Origin of the sequence: Romboutsia weinsteinii (genome assembly GCF_002250835.2) — a bacterium.
Classification (GTDB): Bacteria; Bacillota; Clostridia; order Peptostreptococcales; family Peptostreptococcaceae; genus Romboutsia_A; species Romboutsia_A weinsteinii.
In genome coordinates this window covers 1-14,897 of sequence record NZ_NOJY02000036.1, presented here as the reverse complement: position 1 = coordinate 14,897, position 14,897 = coordinate 1, and the positions used below count along the sequence as shown (strand labels likewise).

Sequence of the window (14,897 nt, the reverse complement as noted above, 5' to 3'; positions counted from 1 at the left end):
GAGAACTTAAGCCTTAAGGGATATAAGTTCTCTTTCTATGTAGATAGAATAAATTTATTCTTTTAAAGTAATATTATAATCAACATTGTATTTAGATATTGGATAAAGTTCGACCTCAACACGTGGATTATCTTTATCTATAAAATCAAACAATAAAACTGGTTTAAGTTGTTTATCGTTTTTTATAATGCCGCTCTTCTCAATACCATCGCAAATACTCTTAGGGTAATTGTGCAAATCTCCCATACGCTTATTGGGGAAGTATAGTTTTAATATAGTAATTAGATCTTCTTCAAGGGTATCGCCTTGATATTGTTGATTTATATATCCAGCAATCATATTTTCGTAAGCTAAATACTTTGAATGTTTACCTGTAGAAGGCATCCATGCCTGACCATGGACATTATGAAGTTTAAAATTTGACTTACTTATAGGTCTACCTGGTATTGTTAATTTAATCAAATTATCACCATCCTTACGCTTAGTTATTATAAAGGTAATAGTGAATTAATGAAAGGAGAATTTATGGATAATAAAAAATTAAAAGAATTTTGTCATTCGATAGGTATAAAATGTGTAGGTATAGCTGGTATTGGTCCATATCACAATTTAGAAAAAATAATTAAAAATAAACTGGCTAATGGCCACTTTACAGGTATGGAAGAAGCTATAGTAGAAAATCGGATAGACCCTAGAAAAACAATGGAGAATGTGAAATCAATAATAGTATGTGCTTTTCCATATTATATCGGAGAAAATGAAAGGTCTAACTTATCAAAATACTGTCAGGTAAAAGACTATCATATAGTTGTAAAAGAATATCTACAAAAGATATGCAATCATATAGAAAGTAGCGTTGAAAATTTTGAATATAAGATCTTTGCAGATAATGGTCCGTTAGTAGATAGACACTTAGCATATTTAGCAGGTATAGGATACTTTGGTATCAATAATAATATAATAACTGATGAATACGGATCTTATATTTTTATAGGATATATTATGAGTAATTATGAGTTTAAAACAGATGAACCGCTACCGAGGACATGTATAAAATGTGGTAAATGTGTGAAATATTGCCCAGGAAATGCATTGTTGGGGAATTATGAGATGAACCCTAGAAGATGCCTGTCATATATGACACAAAAAAAGGGAGAATTATCAGAAGAAGAAATAAAATTAATAAATAAAAATAAAAAGGTATTTGGATGCGATATATGCCAAGAGGTATGCCCTCACAATAAAAAAGTACCTATTACAAACTTAGAAGAATTTAGAGAAGATGTAATAGATGAATTAGACTATGAAGAAATAAATTCTATATCAAATAAAGAATTTAAAAGAAGGTATAGTGATAGAGCATTTAACTGGAGAGGTAGACCTTTGATAAAACGAAATATGGAAATAATTTTAGAGAAGCCTATAGAATAATGTGCTATAGGCTTCTTTTTTATGTACTTAATCATATACTTTAATATATATCATAAACCTAATATAGAAATTTAGAAAAATGCTAAGGTCAAGGTTAATGAGGGGGGATAATTGATGCTAAAATATAATAATACATCTGAGATAAAAGAATTGGAATGTATATTAGGTCAAGAGAGAGCTATAGAAGCTATGGAAATAGGTTTAAAGATAGATAATCCATCTTATAATATATATATAGCTGGAGATTCTGGGACCGGGAAAACAACATATGCTCTGAATGCACTAAAAAATTATGCGAGTAACAAAAGTTCTCACAAAGATTGGTGCTATGTAAATAACTTTGAATGTTCTAGAGAACCTATTGTAATAGAGTTAGAAAGAGGTATGGGGAAAGTATTCCAAAAAGATATAGAAAAGCTAATAGAAACACTTCTTGATGAACTAAGAGATACTTTTGAAAGTGAAGATTTCGAATTAAGCAAAAATCAACTTCTTGAAGATTATGATATAGAAAAAGAAGCATTATTAAAAAAGATAAAAAAATATGGAGAAGAAAAAGGATTCAAATTAAAAAATAGTAAAGTAGGTATGGTATTTGTACCCATAAAAGAAAAAGAAGAAGAGTACAATAAAGATGATGAAGAATCTGAAGCAGAATTTTATAAGGTTAAAAGAGAATTAGAAAATATGGCTATTCAAGTAGTATATAAGATTAGAGATTTAGAAGATGATGCAAAGGAAGCTATTTTAGACCTTGAAGAAGAAGTTGGAAAATATGTTGTAGACCCTCATGTTGAAGCTTTAAAAGAAAAATACAATGAGTACGATAAGGTAAAAACTTATCTAGATTGTATTAGAGACGATATACTTGAATATATATATTTATTTTATTTAGATGAAGATGAATTAAAAGAAAAATATGATAGAGATCATTTTAATAGATATAAGGTTAATTTATTTGTAGATAACGGAAATGAAAAGCTTAACTCATCAGCACCAGTAGTGGTAGAGATAAATCCAAGCCCTTCTAATTTATTTGGGAAGGCTGAGTATGATTACTTAAATGGCAACTTTAAGACAGATTTCACAAAAATACTTCCGGGAGCAGTTCATAAGGCAAATGGTGGATATTTAGTGTTATATGTAGATCAACTTCTAAGATATGCATTGTCATGGGATATGTTAAAAAGAACTATGCAATCAGGAATGATAAGTGTAGATACTCAGACGGCGATAAAGCCTGAAAATATGCCACTTAATATGAAGATAATTCTAATTGGTAGTAATTATATGTATAATTTACTGTATAGCTATGATGCAGACTTTAGTAAATACTTTAAAATTTTTGTGGATTTTGATAATGAGATGGATAAAAGTGAGTACAATGAAGATGGGATAGTAAAATTTATAGCTCACCAATGTAATAAAAATAATCTTAAACATTTTACCTATGATGCAGTTCAAGAGGTTATCAAGTTTAGTACCCGATTATCTGGAGATAAAAGTAAATTATCTACACAATTTAATAAAGTTATGGAGATAATAATTGAAGGTAATGCATACTCAAAGATTAGAGATACAGAATATATAGAACGAGAAGATGTAAAAAAAGCAATTCAAGAAAGAAGAAAAAGACTTAATCGAATAGAAAGTAAAATGGATGAATCCTTAGATAAGGGGTTTACTCTAATTGAAACAGAAGGATCAAAAGTGGGAGTTATTAATGGTCTTTCAGTACTTAACATGGGTGAATACTCATTTGGAAGACCGTCTAGGATAACTGTAACTACAAGCCCTGGAAATGGCGGAATAGTTAATATAGAAAGAGAAGTAAACATGAGTGGACCTATACACAGTAAAGGTGTACTAATACTTGGTGGGTATTTATCAGAAAATTTTGCTCAAGAATTTCCTTTATCTCTAAATGCATATATTTGTTTTGAGCAAAACTATGGTGGAATAGATGGAGATAGTGCATCAGGAGCGGAATTATATGCACTATTATCAGCGCTATCTGAAGTACCAATTAAACAAAATATCGCAGCTACAGGCTCTATAAATCAAAAAGGCGATATACAGGTTGTAGGTGGAATAACAGAAAAAATTGAAGGTTTCTATTATACATGTAAGAAAAAAGGTTTAAATAATGAACAGGGTGTTATAATACCGAGAAATAACAGTAGAAATTTAATATTAGATGATGAAGTAAATGAAGCGATAAGTGATGGTAAGTTTCATATTTATACAGCTGATAGAATAGAAGAAGCTGTGGAAATATTAACTGGTGTTAAGTTTGAAGAAATACGAGATAAGGTAAAAGAAAAGCTACACAAATTTAGTAAAATACAAAGACCTGCGAAACTATAAGTTTATTGTATGTTCTAATAGGGAATTATAAAAGCAAAGGCTAATATTAGCTTTTGCTTTTTTATTATAAATAGAATTACTATTTCCTATTTTATTAACATAAGCCACTGGGTGGGCGAAATGAGCAAAGTGAATTTTTTATTAAAAAAAATTAAATTAGTAATTAGCAAGAGTTTGTTATATATTGTTGAATATGATAGATAATATAAATAAAATCAAATCAAATAGGGGGATGAAACATGAAAAATGTAAATAAAATATTAGATAAACTACAAGAGCTTTATCCAGATGCAAAGTGTGAGTTGGATTACACTACTCCATTTGAACTTTTAATAGCTACAATATTATCAGCACAATGTACAGATGTGAGAGTTAATATGGTAACTGGAGAGATGTTTAAAAAATATAACACACCAGAAGCTTTTAAAAATCTTAGCGTAGATGAGATTAGCAATGAAATAAAAACGTGTGGACTTTATAAAAGTAAATCACAAAAAATAAAAGATACTTCAACTATGATTTGTGAACTTTATAATGGACAAGTTCCAAATAATTTGGAGGAACTTGTTAAACTTCCTGGAGTAGGTAGAAAGACAGCGGGGGTAGTATTAAGTAATGCTTTTAATCATCCTGCAATAGCAGTAGACACACATGTATTTAGAGTTTCTAACCGAATAGGTATAGTCCATACAAAAACACCTGAGAAAACAGAGTTTGCACTTATGGATGTAATACCAAGAGAAAGATGGTCTCATTCACATCATCTTTTGATTTTCCATGGAAGGAGAATATGTAAGGCTAGAAAGCCTGAGTGTAATATTTGTCCTATTGCAAGTGATTGTGATTACTATCAAGAAGGGACTGACTAAAATTGAGAAGAATTAAGATTGTATTATTATCAATAGGAATATTTTTTTTACAAGGAACAGTATTATCAACTGCACTTGAAATAGAAGGAAAGATACACAAAAATATTTATATAGACAATATTGATGTTTCAAAGCTTACTATAAATGAAGCTGAAGACAAAATAGAAAGCTTTATAAATAATAGTTGTGAGCTCAACTTAACCTATAAAGGAAATATTTACAAAATAAATCTTAATGACTTTGAAGTGAATTATAAAATAAAAGACTCTGTTAAAGAGGCTTATGAGATAGGTAGAAGTAAGAATATTATCTCTAATATAAAAACTAAATCAAAATTGGACTTAGGTAATAAGGAAGCAATAGGCTTAAAATACTCTTACAGTGATGAAAAAATAGATAAATATATTTCATATATAAAAAGTCAAATAGAAAAAGAACCTATAAATGCAAATATTAGAATGGATAATGAAAAATTAGTAGTAGAAAAAGAAGAGTATGGTATAAGTGTTAATGAAAAGTACTTAAAAGATAAGATAGTAAATAAAATTGATACTTTAAAAAATAGTAGTGAAGAAATAATGATAACTAAGATTAAGCCAAAACACGTATATGAAGAATTGGCTAAGATTGATACTGAATTAGGGTCTTATGAAACTTATTTTAATAAAGATAATAAGAATAGAGTCAACAATATAAATGTAGCATCTTATTATACAAGCAATGTATTAGTTAACAAGAATGAAGAATTTTCATTTAATAGAAATGTTCAAGGAGAAGAAATAGTATCTAAACTTAAACCTGCACCTGTGATATCAAATGGAAAGGTAAAGGAAGGTTTAGGAGGAGGCATATGCCAAGTATCAAGCACTATTTATAATGCAGCCTTATATTCAGGGTTAGAAATAACAAATGTAAGAAACCACACAATACCTAGTGGATATATAGAAAAAGGACGAGATGCAACTGTATCAAGAGGGGATACAGATCTTAGATTTGTAAATAAATTTGATACACCTATTTTAATATATAACAAAGTTTATGAAGATAGAATAGTTTCTACTATATATGGAAATAAAGAGGATAAGAAAGATATAGACATTGAAACAGAGATAATTCAGACAATACCAAATAATACGATAGTAGAAAAAACGGACAATCTGTATAAAGGGGAAAAAAATATATATGAAAATGGAAGGATAGGATATAAAGTAAATACATTTAGAGTATATAAGGATGGAAATGAACCAGTTAAAGAGCTTATTCATGAAAGTTATTATCCTCCAATGGATAAGGTAATAAAGTATGGTACTAAAAATAAAATAAACTATAAGGTTATGAATTTTTAAGTTATTTAAGGATTAAAATCTGTTATTTAAGTAGAAATTAGATAGGAGATTTTAATCCTTGTGTACATATTAGTGATAACTTTAGTAAAGTGAGTTTTTAGAAGTATAATTTTCTGTTATAATTATATTTAGATAAATATTAGAAACGTTGCAGAGTACACACAAAGATGTATTTTTAATACAACATAACTAACATAAGGAGGATATTATGTCATTAAATATAGTATTAGTTGAACCGGAAATACCTCAAAATACTGGGAATATAATAAGAACATGTGCTGCGACAGGCACAACTTTACATTTAGTTAGACCATTAGGTTTCTCTCTAGAAGATAAATATTTAAAAAGAAGTGGACTTGACTATTGGGACATAGCGAATATACAATATTACGATAGCTTTGAAGAAGTACAGCAAAAAAATCCAGATGGGAAGTTTTTCTATTCAACTACAAAAGTAAATCAGTCTCATTCAGATGTTGAATTTGTAGACAACTCATTTATAGTATTTGGGAAAGAAACAAAAGGATTGCCAGAATCATTAATAAAGGATAATTTAGAAACAGGTATAAGAATACCTATGATAGATAATGAAAAAGCTAGATCACTAAATCTATCAAACTCAGTTGCAATAGTTGTTTTTGAAGCTTTAAGACAACTAGGATACCCTAATATGAGATAGTTAAATATAATAAACATAGTTTAAGGAGGGGGCGTATTTTAATGAATAATGTGAAAATAATATGTGACAGCTTGTCTGATATACCTAAAGACTTAATAGAAAAATATGATATAGACGTAGTACCTTTAACAGTAATATTAAATGACAAAGAATATAGAGATGGTATAGATATATCTAATGATGAGTTTTATAGAATATTGAGAGAAGAAAATGCACATCCAAAAACATCGCAAGCTACATATGCTCAATTTAAAGAATTCTTTGAGAAATATGTAAATGAAGGTAGAGAAGTACTGTATATTGCAGGTTCTTCTGTAGCTACAGGAACATACCAAAGTGCTGTAATGGCAAAAAATGATTTAGAAGGAACGATACATACTTTTGATTCAGCAAGTTTTTCTTTTGGAATAGGAATACTTGTGGTTAAAGCAGGAGAACTTGCAAAGGAAGGAAAATCTATAGATGAAATACTATCGACTATAGAAAAAATGAAAAAAGAAGTGTTTGTTTTATTCTCAGTTGATACATTAGAGTACCTTCAAAAAGGAGGTAGAATTTCATCTACTAAAGCTGCAATAGGAAGTATATTAAACATAAAGCCTATATTAGAAATAAAAAATGGTTTAGTAGCTCCTATATGTCAAGTAAGAGGAAAGAAAAATGTAATATCAAAGATAATAGAGCTTTTAAAAGAGCATTGCGGAAATGATTTATCAGATCAAATAGCATATGTAGGCTATAGTGATGATCTTAAGGAAAAAGAAAAGCTAGCTGAAGCAGTTAGAGAAAACTTAAACCCTAAGGATATAGTATTTTTCCAAATTGGAACTTGTGTAGGAACTCACTCAGGTCCTGGCGGAACAGGTATAATATGTTTAAAAAATAATATATAAATAGCCAAGCTGTCTCAAATTATGATTGAGATGGCTATTTTTAAATATATACTTTAAATTACAATATAGAATCAAAAATTAATTAAATTATAAAAAAATATATCTATATGAATATAATTATTTAATAAAATATATAATAATATTTGTATAGAAGATTTTTTTAGTAAAAAGTACAACATATATAGTATGTACTTTCAATAAAAAGGATACACTATTTAAATTGTAAAAACGATTTTCTTATAGAAATATGTAGAAAAAAATTACAAAATAGTGTAAAATAAGATAAGATATTACATAAAACATAAAAATCTAGGAGGATACTTATGAAACTTAAAAAGTTAATAGCTTTAGGTTTAACTACAGTTATGACTACAGGTATGTTAGTTGGATGTAGTTCAAAGCCTAAGTCAGATGAAAGTGCAAAAGGTTCAGAGGGAAAGATAACTAAAGTAGCTATGGTTACAGATACTGGTGGGGTTAATGATGAATCTTTCAACCAATCTGCATGGTCTGGTTTAGAAAAAGCTAAAAAAGAATTTGGTGAAGATAAAGTAGACGTTAAGTACTTAGAATCTAAGCAAGATGCTGACTATGTACCAAACATAGAAACATTATATGAAGAAGGATATGACATAATAATAGGTGTAGGATTTAAATTACAACCTGCTATAGAAGAAGCTTCAAAGAACTATCCAGAGCAACAATTTGCTTTAATAGATTCAGTAGTTGAAGCTGAAAATGTAACATCGTTATTATTTGAAGATAATGTATCGTCTTATTTAACAGGATTAATAGCTGGTAAAATGACAGAAACTAATAAAGTTGGATTTATTGGTGGTATAGAAAGTGAAGTTTTAGATAGATTTGATTACGGATTCCAAGCTGGTGTTAAAGATTCTAACCCAGATGCTGAAGTATTAAGACAATATACAAACAGTTTCACAGATTCAGCTAAAGGTAAAGATATAGCAGCTAACATGCACAATAAAAATGCTGATATAATATTAACTGCAGCTGGTGCTTGTGGTATAGGTGCTATAGAAGCAGCTAAAGAAAATAACAAAAAAGCTATAGGTGTTGACCAAGATCAAAATGCTTTAGCTCCAGAACATGTAATAACTTCAGCTATGAAAAACATAGATGCTGCTGTATTTAACTTAGTAAAATCTAAGGTTGAAGGAAACTATAAAGGTGGAGAAACTATAGTTAATACATTATCAACTGGTGGGGTTGGTGTAGCTCCTACTACTGATAAAAATGTACCACCAGATGTTTTAACATATGTTAATGAAATGTCTGAAAAAGTTAAGAGTGGAGAAATAAAAGTTCCTCAAAATAAGGAAGAATTCGACGCTAAATATAATAAATAAGTAAAAATTATTTTAATAGCCATCCTAAGTTAGGATGGCTATTTTTGAATCAATAAAATATTATGAGACAATTTGGAAATAATAATATTAAAGCCACTTAGATTATCAAAAATTTATTTAGTCTATACTAATATATGGTAATAGTACGATTATATAGAGAAAGTTAGTTTAAATAATACTTATATTTTAAAAAAAGTGAGAAAAATGTCGAAAAAATTTGTTATGAGAGCTAGATTTTAGTATAATAAAAATATTGATTATTATTGATTATTAAAATAAGGAGGAAATAAAAGAGCTATGAATAATGGTAATATAGATTACAGCAAAAAAGTCGTAGAAATGAAAAAGATAACAAAAAAATTCGGAAGCTTTGTTGCTAATGATAGCATAGACCTGACTGTTCACAAAGGTGAAGTACATGCGCTTTTAGGTGAGAATGGAGCAGGTAAATCTACACTTATGAATATTTTATATGGATTATATCACCAAACATCAGGAGAAATCTACATAAATGAAAATTTAGTAAATATGGATAACCCAAACGTAGCTATATCTAATGGTATAGGTATGGTGCATCAGCATTTCATGCTAGTTCAACCATTTACAGTAGCACAAAATATAATACTTGGAACTGAACCTACAAAAGGTTTAGGTGCAGTAGATATGAAAAAAGCTATTGATGATGTTAAATCTATATCTGAAAAATACGGATTATTTGTTGATCCAATGGCAAAGGTTGAAGATATAACTGTTGGTATGCAACAGAGAGTTGAAATATTAAAGGCGTTATACAGAGGTGCAGAAATATTAATATTAGATGAACCAACAGCAGTACTTACGCCACAAGAAATAGAAGAACTTATACAAATTATAAGAAACTTAACTAAAGAAGGTAAATCTGTAATAATAATAACTCATAAATTAAAAGAAATAAAAGCTGCGGCTGATCACTGTACTATAATAAGAAGAGGTAAATACATAGATACGGTTAAGGTTTCAGAAGTAACAGAAGATGATCTAGCTGCTATGATGGTTGGTAGAGAAGTTAGCTTTAAAGTTGATAAAGAAGAAGCAAAACCTAAAGATACTATATTAAAAGTTGAAAACTTAGTAGTAAGAGACAATAGAAAAATAGCAGTAGTAAATGGCTTATCTCTAGAAGTGAAAGCTGGTGAAATATTAGGTGTTGCAGGTATAGATGGAAATGGTCAATCTGAGCTGGTTGAGGCATTAACAGGTCTTAGAAAAGCCGAATCAGGAAGCATAAAAGTAAATAATAAAGAAGTTTTAAATAATAAACCTAAAGATGTGTTTAACAAAGGTATAAAGAATATACCAGAAGATAGACATAAGAGAGGTCTTATATTAGATTTTACTGTAGCTGAAAATACAGTTTTACAAAATTATAAAGACCCTAGATTCTCTAAAAGAGGTATCTTAAATAAAGAAGCTATAGAAGCTCATGCTAAAAAAATAATAGAAAGATTTGATGTTAGACCTACAGACTTCACTAATAAAGCAAGAGCTTTATCAGGAGGTAACCAACAAAAGGTTATCATTGGTAGAGAGGTTGATAACATAGAAGTTTCTAAAGCTGCAAGCGGAGAAGCACAATTATTTATAGCAACTCAACCTACTAGAGGTCTAGATGTTGGTGCTATAGAGTTTGTTCACAAGTCTTTAGTAAAGCAAAGAGATGAAGGAAATGCTGTGCTGCTAGTTTCGTTAGAACTAGATGAGGTTATGAATGTATCTGACAGAATCGCAGTAATTTATGAAGGTAAAATAGTAGGAATTGTAGATGCAAAAGATGCAGATGAAAATACATTAGGATTTATGATGGCAGGAGGTGTAGACCATGATTAGTAAGACAAAAAAGGCAAAAAAATTCTCCATAGCTGATAGTCCTATAATATTCTCGTTAGTTTCTATTTTATTAGGATTAGCAGTAGGTGCCATAGCTTTATTAATGGCAGGTCAGGATCCTATAACGGCTTACACGGCTATGATAGATGGTATAATAGGTAAGCCTAAATTTATAGCATGGACTATAATAAGATCTACTCCGCTTATATTAACAGGTCTTTCTATTGCGTTTGCATTTAAGACAGGATTATTTAACATAGGTGCAGAAGGTCAATTTATAATAGGGTCATTAGCTGCAACATTAGTTGGAGCAGGTATTGAGCTACCAATGTTTATACACGTACCACTTACTTTATTAGTAGCAGCATTAGCAGCTGGACTATGGGGTGGAGTTGCAGGATGGCTTAAATCTAAGTTTGGAATAAATGAAGTTATAGCAATGATAATGTTAAACTGGATAGCATTCTATTTCAGTAACTATATGATAAGAACATCATGGCTTGCAAAAGCAAATAGTGAGTCTTCAGTAAATATACATGACTCAGCAAGTATAAGTATAAACTGGTTAACTGATTTAGTAGGACCAGCTACTAAAGTAAACTGGGGTATAGTTATATCTATAATACTTGTTTTAGTAATAGCGTTTATATTATTTAAGACTACTCTAGGCTTTGAACTAAGAGGAGTAGGATACAATAAATTTGGTGCAGAATACGGTGGAATAAACGTAAATAAATCTATATTACAATCTATGGCTATAGCAGGTATGCTTGCAGGTATAGCGGGAGCTATACAGGTAATGGGTGTATCTCAAAATATTACTATATTAGCAGCACAAGAAGGATATGGATTTGACGGAATAGCTGTTGCCCTAATAGCTAACAACAATCCTATAGGAGTTATATTCTCGGGATTACTATTTGGTGCATTCAAGTATGGTGGAACTAAGATGCAGATGGTAGGAGCACCTTCAGAAGTAATCAATATAGTTATCGGATCTATAGTTTACTTCATTGCATTAAGTAATGTATTAAGAATGTTATATGTAAAAATAAGAGATAAGAAGAAAAACAAAGGGGGGAATATATAATGCAAGATTTCGCTTTAATATTTAGTACAACTCTAATGTACGCTACACCCCTTATATTTGCAGCATTAGGTGGAGTATTCTCAGAGAACTCAGGTATAATCAACATAGGTATTGAAGGTATGATGACAATAGGTGCATTTGCAGGTGCAGCAGCTGGTGTTATTGTAGGTAACCCTTGGATAGCATTTATAATTGGTGGTATAGCAGGTGGAGTATTTGCTTTAATACATGCAATAGCTACTGTAAGTTTCAATGCGGACCATACTATATCAGGTGTAGCGATAAACTTATTGGCTCCAGGTGTAGCATTATTTGCATCTAAAATAATGTTTGATGGTGCAACAATGACACCAACTATACCAATGGAAAATAAAATACCAAGACCTTTAAATGGATTACTTCCAGATGGTATATTAAACACTATGTTTAATTCATATGCTACAGTTTATATAGCATTTATATTAGTAGTTGTGGTTTGGTTTGTATTATACAAAACTAAGTTTGGTTTAAGAGTAAGAGCAGTTGGAGAGCATCCAGGTGCAGCAGATACATTAGGAGTAAATGTTACTCGTATAAGATATACAGCAGTTATAATATCAGGTATATTAGCAGGGCTTGGAGGAGCATCTATGAGTTTAGCAGTGGTTTCTTCATTTAGACCTACATTAATATCTGGTCAAGGATATATAGCAATGGCAGCTGTAATATTTGGTAAATGGAGACCTCAATGGGCAATGGCAGCTTGTTTACTATTTGGATTCTCTACAGCTTTATCAGTATTCTTTGGAAATCCAGAATTACCATTTAGCATAAATGAAAACTTATTATCAATGATACCTTATGTAGTTACACTAATAATGTTAGTTCTATTTGTTAAGAGCTCAAAAGCTCCTTCAGCACTTGGAAACGCATATAAAAAGGGAGAAAGATAGTAATAAAATAGGCTACTTTGAAATATTTATATTTTAAGGTAGCTTATTTTTTTATGTAAATTTTATGTAAAGAATAAAAAAATTATATTTGAGAATATTAATATTTGTTAGGGTAAAGAATGACAATGAGGATTAAAAAAGGAAATTTAGAAATAATATAAATATATAAATAAATATATATATAGGAGGTGGTAGTAAAATAATATATCTTATTTAAATTGATTTATAAAAAGTAAAACAATATTATGCTATAGGGTTCCTCTTATTAGAAGAAAGGAGCGATGGATTTGACGACAAAGGACATTCATTTAAGTTTATTATCTCAATATAAATTGCCTACTATGAAATTTTTGCAGAACAATAAATTAAGGAAGCAATTAATGTACAACGAAGATGCAATAGAAGTAGTAATAAAAACAGATGAAAAAGATGCAGAATATATTGAAGAAATATGTGAAGAAATAACAGATTTAATCATTGATATAATAAAATATAAAATTTTAAAAGAGTATGTCCTAAAGCATTATAGTGATACATATGAAAATGAAAAAGAAGATATATACATACATTCATTGAATTTATTCAATGAAAAAGAATTGTTCATAAGAGATACTGTACTAAGTAGGGTATGTGATTATGTTTTAAGCAATGACTATCTTAATTTAGATGGATTTGTAAAGTTTAGAATGAAAGAGTTTATGAACTTTATTCCTGCATTAGGTGATATGGCATTGGAAGAATATTTAATGCAAAAAGATCAAGATGAGTTTATTAGCGTATTAAAATATTTTATTGAGATACAGGAAGAGAAAATAGACCTATTAAGAGTACATATAAGAAATGACAACTCATTTATGTTGTATGACAAAGATGGAAATAAAATAAATAGTATTGATGATGAAGAAATCATTAATATGGTGATAAAAGAAAATTTAAATTATGAAGATTTTTTAATAAGTACATTATTAACTTTATGCCCTAAGAAAATAGAAATACGAGACTCGCTAAAGGACAATTGCTCTAAAGAAATAATTGAGACAATCAAATCTATTTTTGGAAATAGAGTTAGTGAAATCCGACCTAATTAATGCTAATGTAAATATATTGTTTAGATAAAAAAAATTTCTTTTTAAATAACTTTATAAGACGTATAATTATATATATTAAATGATTAGGAATGTCCTATAAAGTACATTACAAATATAAGGAGATTTTAATATGAACAATGTATTAATTAGAATAATAATGCTAGCTGTTATTGGAGGATTGATAGGGTACTTAACTAATGTTGTTGCTATAAAATTAATTTTTAGGCCAATTAATCCGATTAAAATACCAATTTTCAATATTGAAATAATAGGTTTAATACCAAAACGAAAATCGGAAATAGCTAAGAATATTGGTGAAGTAGTTCAAAATGAGTTTCTTTCAATGGATGAGATTTTAGAGAATATAATAACGGAAGAAGACAAAAACAATGTAGTAGACTACATGAAAACGAAAATAAAATTAATAGTGAATGAAAAAATGTCTTATATGCCGACTGCTGTAAAAAGTATGGTTCAGGGATACATATCAGATATTGTGGAGTCAGAAGTAAGAAAAAGTATAGATGAATTAAGCGAAGAAGCAATAATTAAGGCAAAAACACGTATAAATATACAACAAATGGTAGAAACTAAGATAAACGAATTAGATCTAGATACTCTTGAAAATATAATAATTCAAGTAGCAAAAAAAGAATTAAAGCATATAGAAATATTAGGTCTAGTTTTAGGATTTTTAATAGGGATAATTCAAGGGATTATTACTATATTTATATAATATATTTATTATTGCTTGAGATAGAAGTATCTGATATAATGGTAATAACTTAAAACATAAGCTTTGAAGAGGAAGAGTAAAATAGATACAATTTTACAGAGAAGATGAGTCGCCGGCTGAAAGCTCATCAAAATATGACTATTTGAAAACTACCTTGGAGCGGAACTTATTAACATAATTATATTGTGCGAAAGTGTTCGGTTGACTACCTTATAGTCATCAAGAGGGTG

Annotated in this window: 13 protein-coding genes; 12 read left to right on the top strand and 1 reads right to left on the bottom strand. The window is 29.2% G+C overall.

Annotation, left to right across the window (positions count from 1 at the left end; genetic code table 11):
* Positions 1 to 54: 54 nt before the first annotated feature.
* Positions 55 to 462: a RusA family crossover junction endodeoxyribonuclease gene (locus CHL78_RS15115; protein ID WP_094369275.1), complete on the bottom strand. Its 408-nt coding sequence runs from the start codon at positions 460 to 462 to the stop codon at positions 55 to 57.
* 63 nt (positions 463 to 525) lie between these two features.
* On the opposite strand from CHL78_RS15115, the gene queG reads away from it, so the two are divergent.
* The 12 genes from queG to CHL78_RS15055 all read left to right on the top strand — a co-directional run bounded on the left by queG (position 526) and on the right by CHL78_RS15055 (position 14,667).
* Positions 526 to 1,431 (top strand): tRNA epoxyqueuosine(34) reductase QueG, encoded by a 906-nt coding sequence (gene queG, locus CHL78_RS15110; RefSeq protein ID WP_094369276.1) that lies wholly within the window; start codon positions 526 to 528, stop codon positions 1,429 to 1,431.
* Between the two features lie 114 nt (positions 1,432 to 1,545).
* On the top strand, positions 1,546 to 3,798 hold the full coding sequence (locus CHL78_RS15105) for a Lon protease family protein (RefSeq protein ID WP_094369277.1): 2,253 nt from the start codon (positions 1,546 to 1,548) through the stop codon (positions 3,796 to 3,798).
* Between the two features lie 239 nt (positions 3,799 to 4,037).
* A complete protein-coding gene (nth, locus tag CHL78_RS15100; protein WP_094369278.1) occupies positions 4,038 to 4,667 on the top strand; it encodes an endonuclease III in 630 nt (209 codons plus the stop codon).
* Positions 4,668 to 4,669: 2 nt separating this feature from the next.
* A complete protein-coding gene (locus tag CHL78_RS15095) occupies positions 4,670 to 6,013 on the top strand; it encodes a VanW family protein (protein ID WP_094369279.1) in 1,344 nt (447 codons plus the stop codon).
* 208 nt (positions 6,014 to 6,221) lie between these two features.
* The gene (trmL, locus tag CHL78_RS15090; RefSeq protein WP_094369280.1) at positions 6,222 to 6,692 is read left to right on the top strand and encodes a tRNA (uridine(34)/cytosine(34)/5-carboxymethylaminomethyluridine(34)-2'-O)-methyltransferase TrmL; all 471 of its coding nucleotides are present in this window, start codon (positions 6,222 to 6,224) and stop codon (positions 6,690 to 6,692) included.
* 41 nt (positions 6,693 to 6,733) lie between these two features.
* Entirely contained in the window at positions 6,734 to 7,585 is an 852-nt protein-coding gene (locus tag CHL78_RS15085; RefSeq protein ID WP_094369281.1) for a DegV family protein, read from the top strand.
* Positions 7,586 to 7,908: 323 nt separating this feature from the next.
* On the top strand, positions 7,909 to 8,955 hold the full coding sequence (locus CHL78_RS15080) for a BMP family lipoprotein (RefSeq protein WP_116041525.1): 1,047 nt from the start codon (positions 7,909 to 7,911) through the stop codon (positions 8,953 to 8,955).
* Between the two features lie 297 nt (positions 8,956 to 9,252).
* Positions 9,253 to 10,821, top strand: a complete 1,569-nt coding sequence (locus CHL78_RS15075) for an ABC transporter ATP-binding protein (RefSeq protein ID WP_199534076.1) — start codon at positions 9,253 to 9,255, stop codon at positions 10,819 to 10,821.
* The gene (locus tag CHL78_RS15070) at positions 10,814 to 11,911 is read left to right on the top strand and encodes an ABC transporter permease (RefSeq protein ID WP_116041523.1); all 1,098 of its coding nucleotides are present in this window, start codon (positions 10,814 to 10,816) and stop codon (positions 11,909 to 11,911) included. The genes CHL78_RS15075 and CHL78_RS15070 overlap by 8 nt, the downstream gene beginning before the upstream one ends.
* Positions 11,911 to 12,843 (top strand): ABC transporter permease, encoded by a 933-nt coding sequence (locus tag CHL78_RS15065; protein ID WP_116041520.1) that lies wholly within the window; start codon positions 11,911 to 11,913, stop codon positions 12,841 to 12,843. The genes CHL78_RS15070 and CHL78_RS15065 overlap by 1 nt, the downstream gene beginning before the upstream one ends.
* A 380-nt stretch (positions 12,844 to 13,223) precedes the next feature.
* On the top strand, positions 13,224 to 13,931 hold the full coding sequence (locus tag CHL78_RS15060; RefSeq protein ID WP_243446456.1) for a putative sporulation protein YtxC: 708 nt from the start codon (positions 13,224 to 13,226) through the stop codon (positions 13,929 to 13,931).
* A 130-nt stretch (positions 13,932 to 14,061) separates the two neighbouring features.
* On the top strand, positions 14,062 to 14,667 hold the full coding sequence (locus CHL78_RS15055; RefSeq protein ID WP_094368459.1) for a DUF445 domain-containing protein: 606 nt from the start codon (positions 14,062 to 14,064) through the stop codon (positions 14,665 to 14,667).
* The last annotated feature ends 230 nt before the right edge of the window (positions 14,668 to 14,897 follow it).

Coding starts and splice junctions, on each gene's coding strand:
- CHL78_RS15070 (WP_116041523.1), top strand. CDS start 10,814: ATGATTAGTAAGACAAAAAAGGCAAAAAAATTCTCCATAGCTGATAGT.
- CHL78_RS15055 (WP_094368459.1), top strand. CDS start 14,062: ATGAACAATGTATTAATTAGAATAATAATGCTAGCTGTTATTGGAGGA.
- CHL78_RS15060 (WP_243446456.1), top strand. CDS start 13,224: ATGTACAACGAAGATGCAATAGAAGTAGTAATAAAAACAGATGAAAAA.
- CHL78_RS15105 (WP_094369277.1), top strand. CDS start 1,546: ATGCTAAAATATAATAATACATCTGAGATAAAAGAATTGGAATGTATA.
- CHL78_RS15065 (WP_116041520.1), top strand. CDS start 11,911: ATGCAAGATTTCGCTTTAATATTTAGTACAACTCTAATGTACGCTACA.
- CHL78_RS15085 (WP_094369281.1), top strand. CDS start 6,734: ATGAATAATGTGAAAATAATATGTGACAGCTTGTCTGATATACCTAAA.
- CHL78_RS15075 (WP_199534076.1), top strand. CDS start 9,253: ATGAATAATGGTAATATAGATTACAGCAAAAAAGTCGTAGAAATGAAA.
- CHL78_RS15080 (WP_116041525.1), top strand. CDS start 7,909: ATGAAACTTAAAAAGTTAATAGCTTTAGGTTTAACTACAGTTATGACT.
- trmL (WP_094369280.1), top strand. CDS start 6,222: ATGTCATTAAATATAGTATTAGTTGAACCGGAAATACCTCAAAATACT.
- queG (WP_094369276.1), top strand. CDS start 526: ATGGATAATAAAAAATTAAAAGAATTTTGTCATTCGATAGGTATAAAA.
- nth (WP_094369278.1), top strand. CDS start 4,038: ATGAAAAATGTAAATAAAATATTAGATAAACTACAAGAGCTTTATCCA.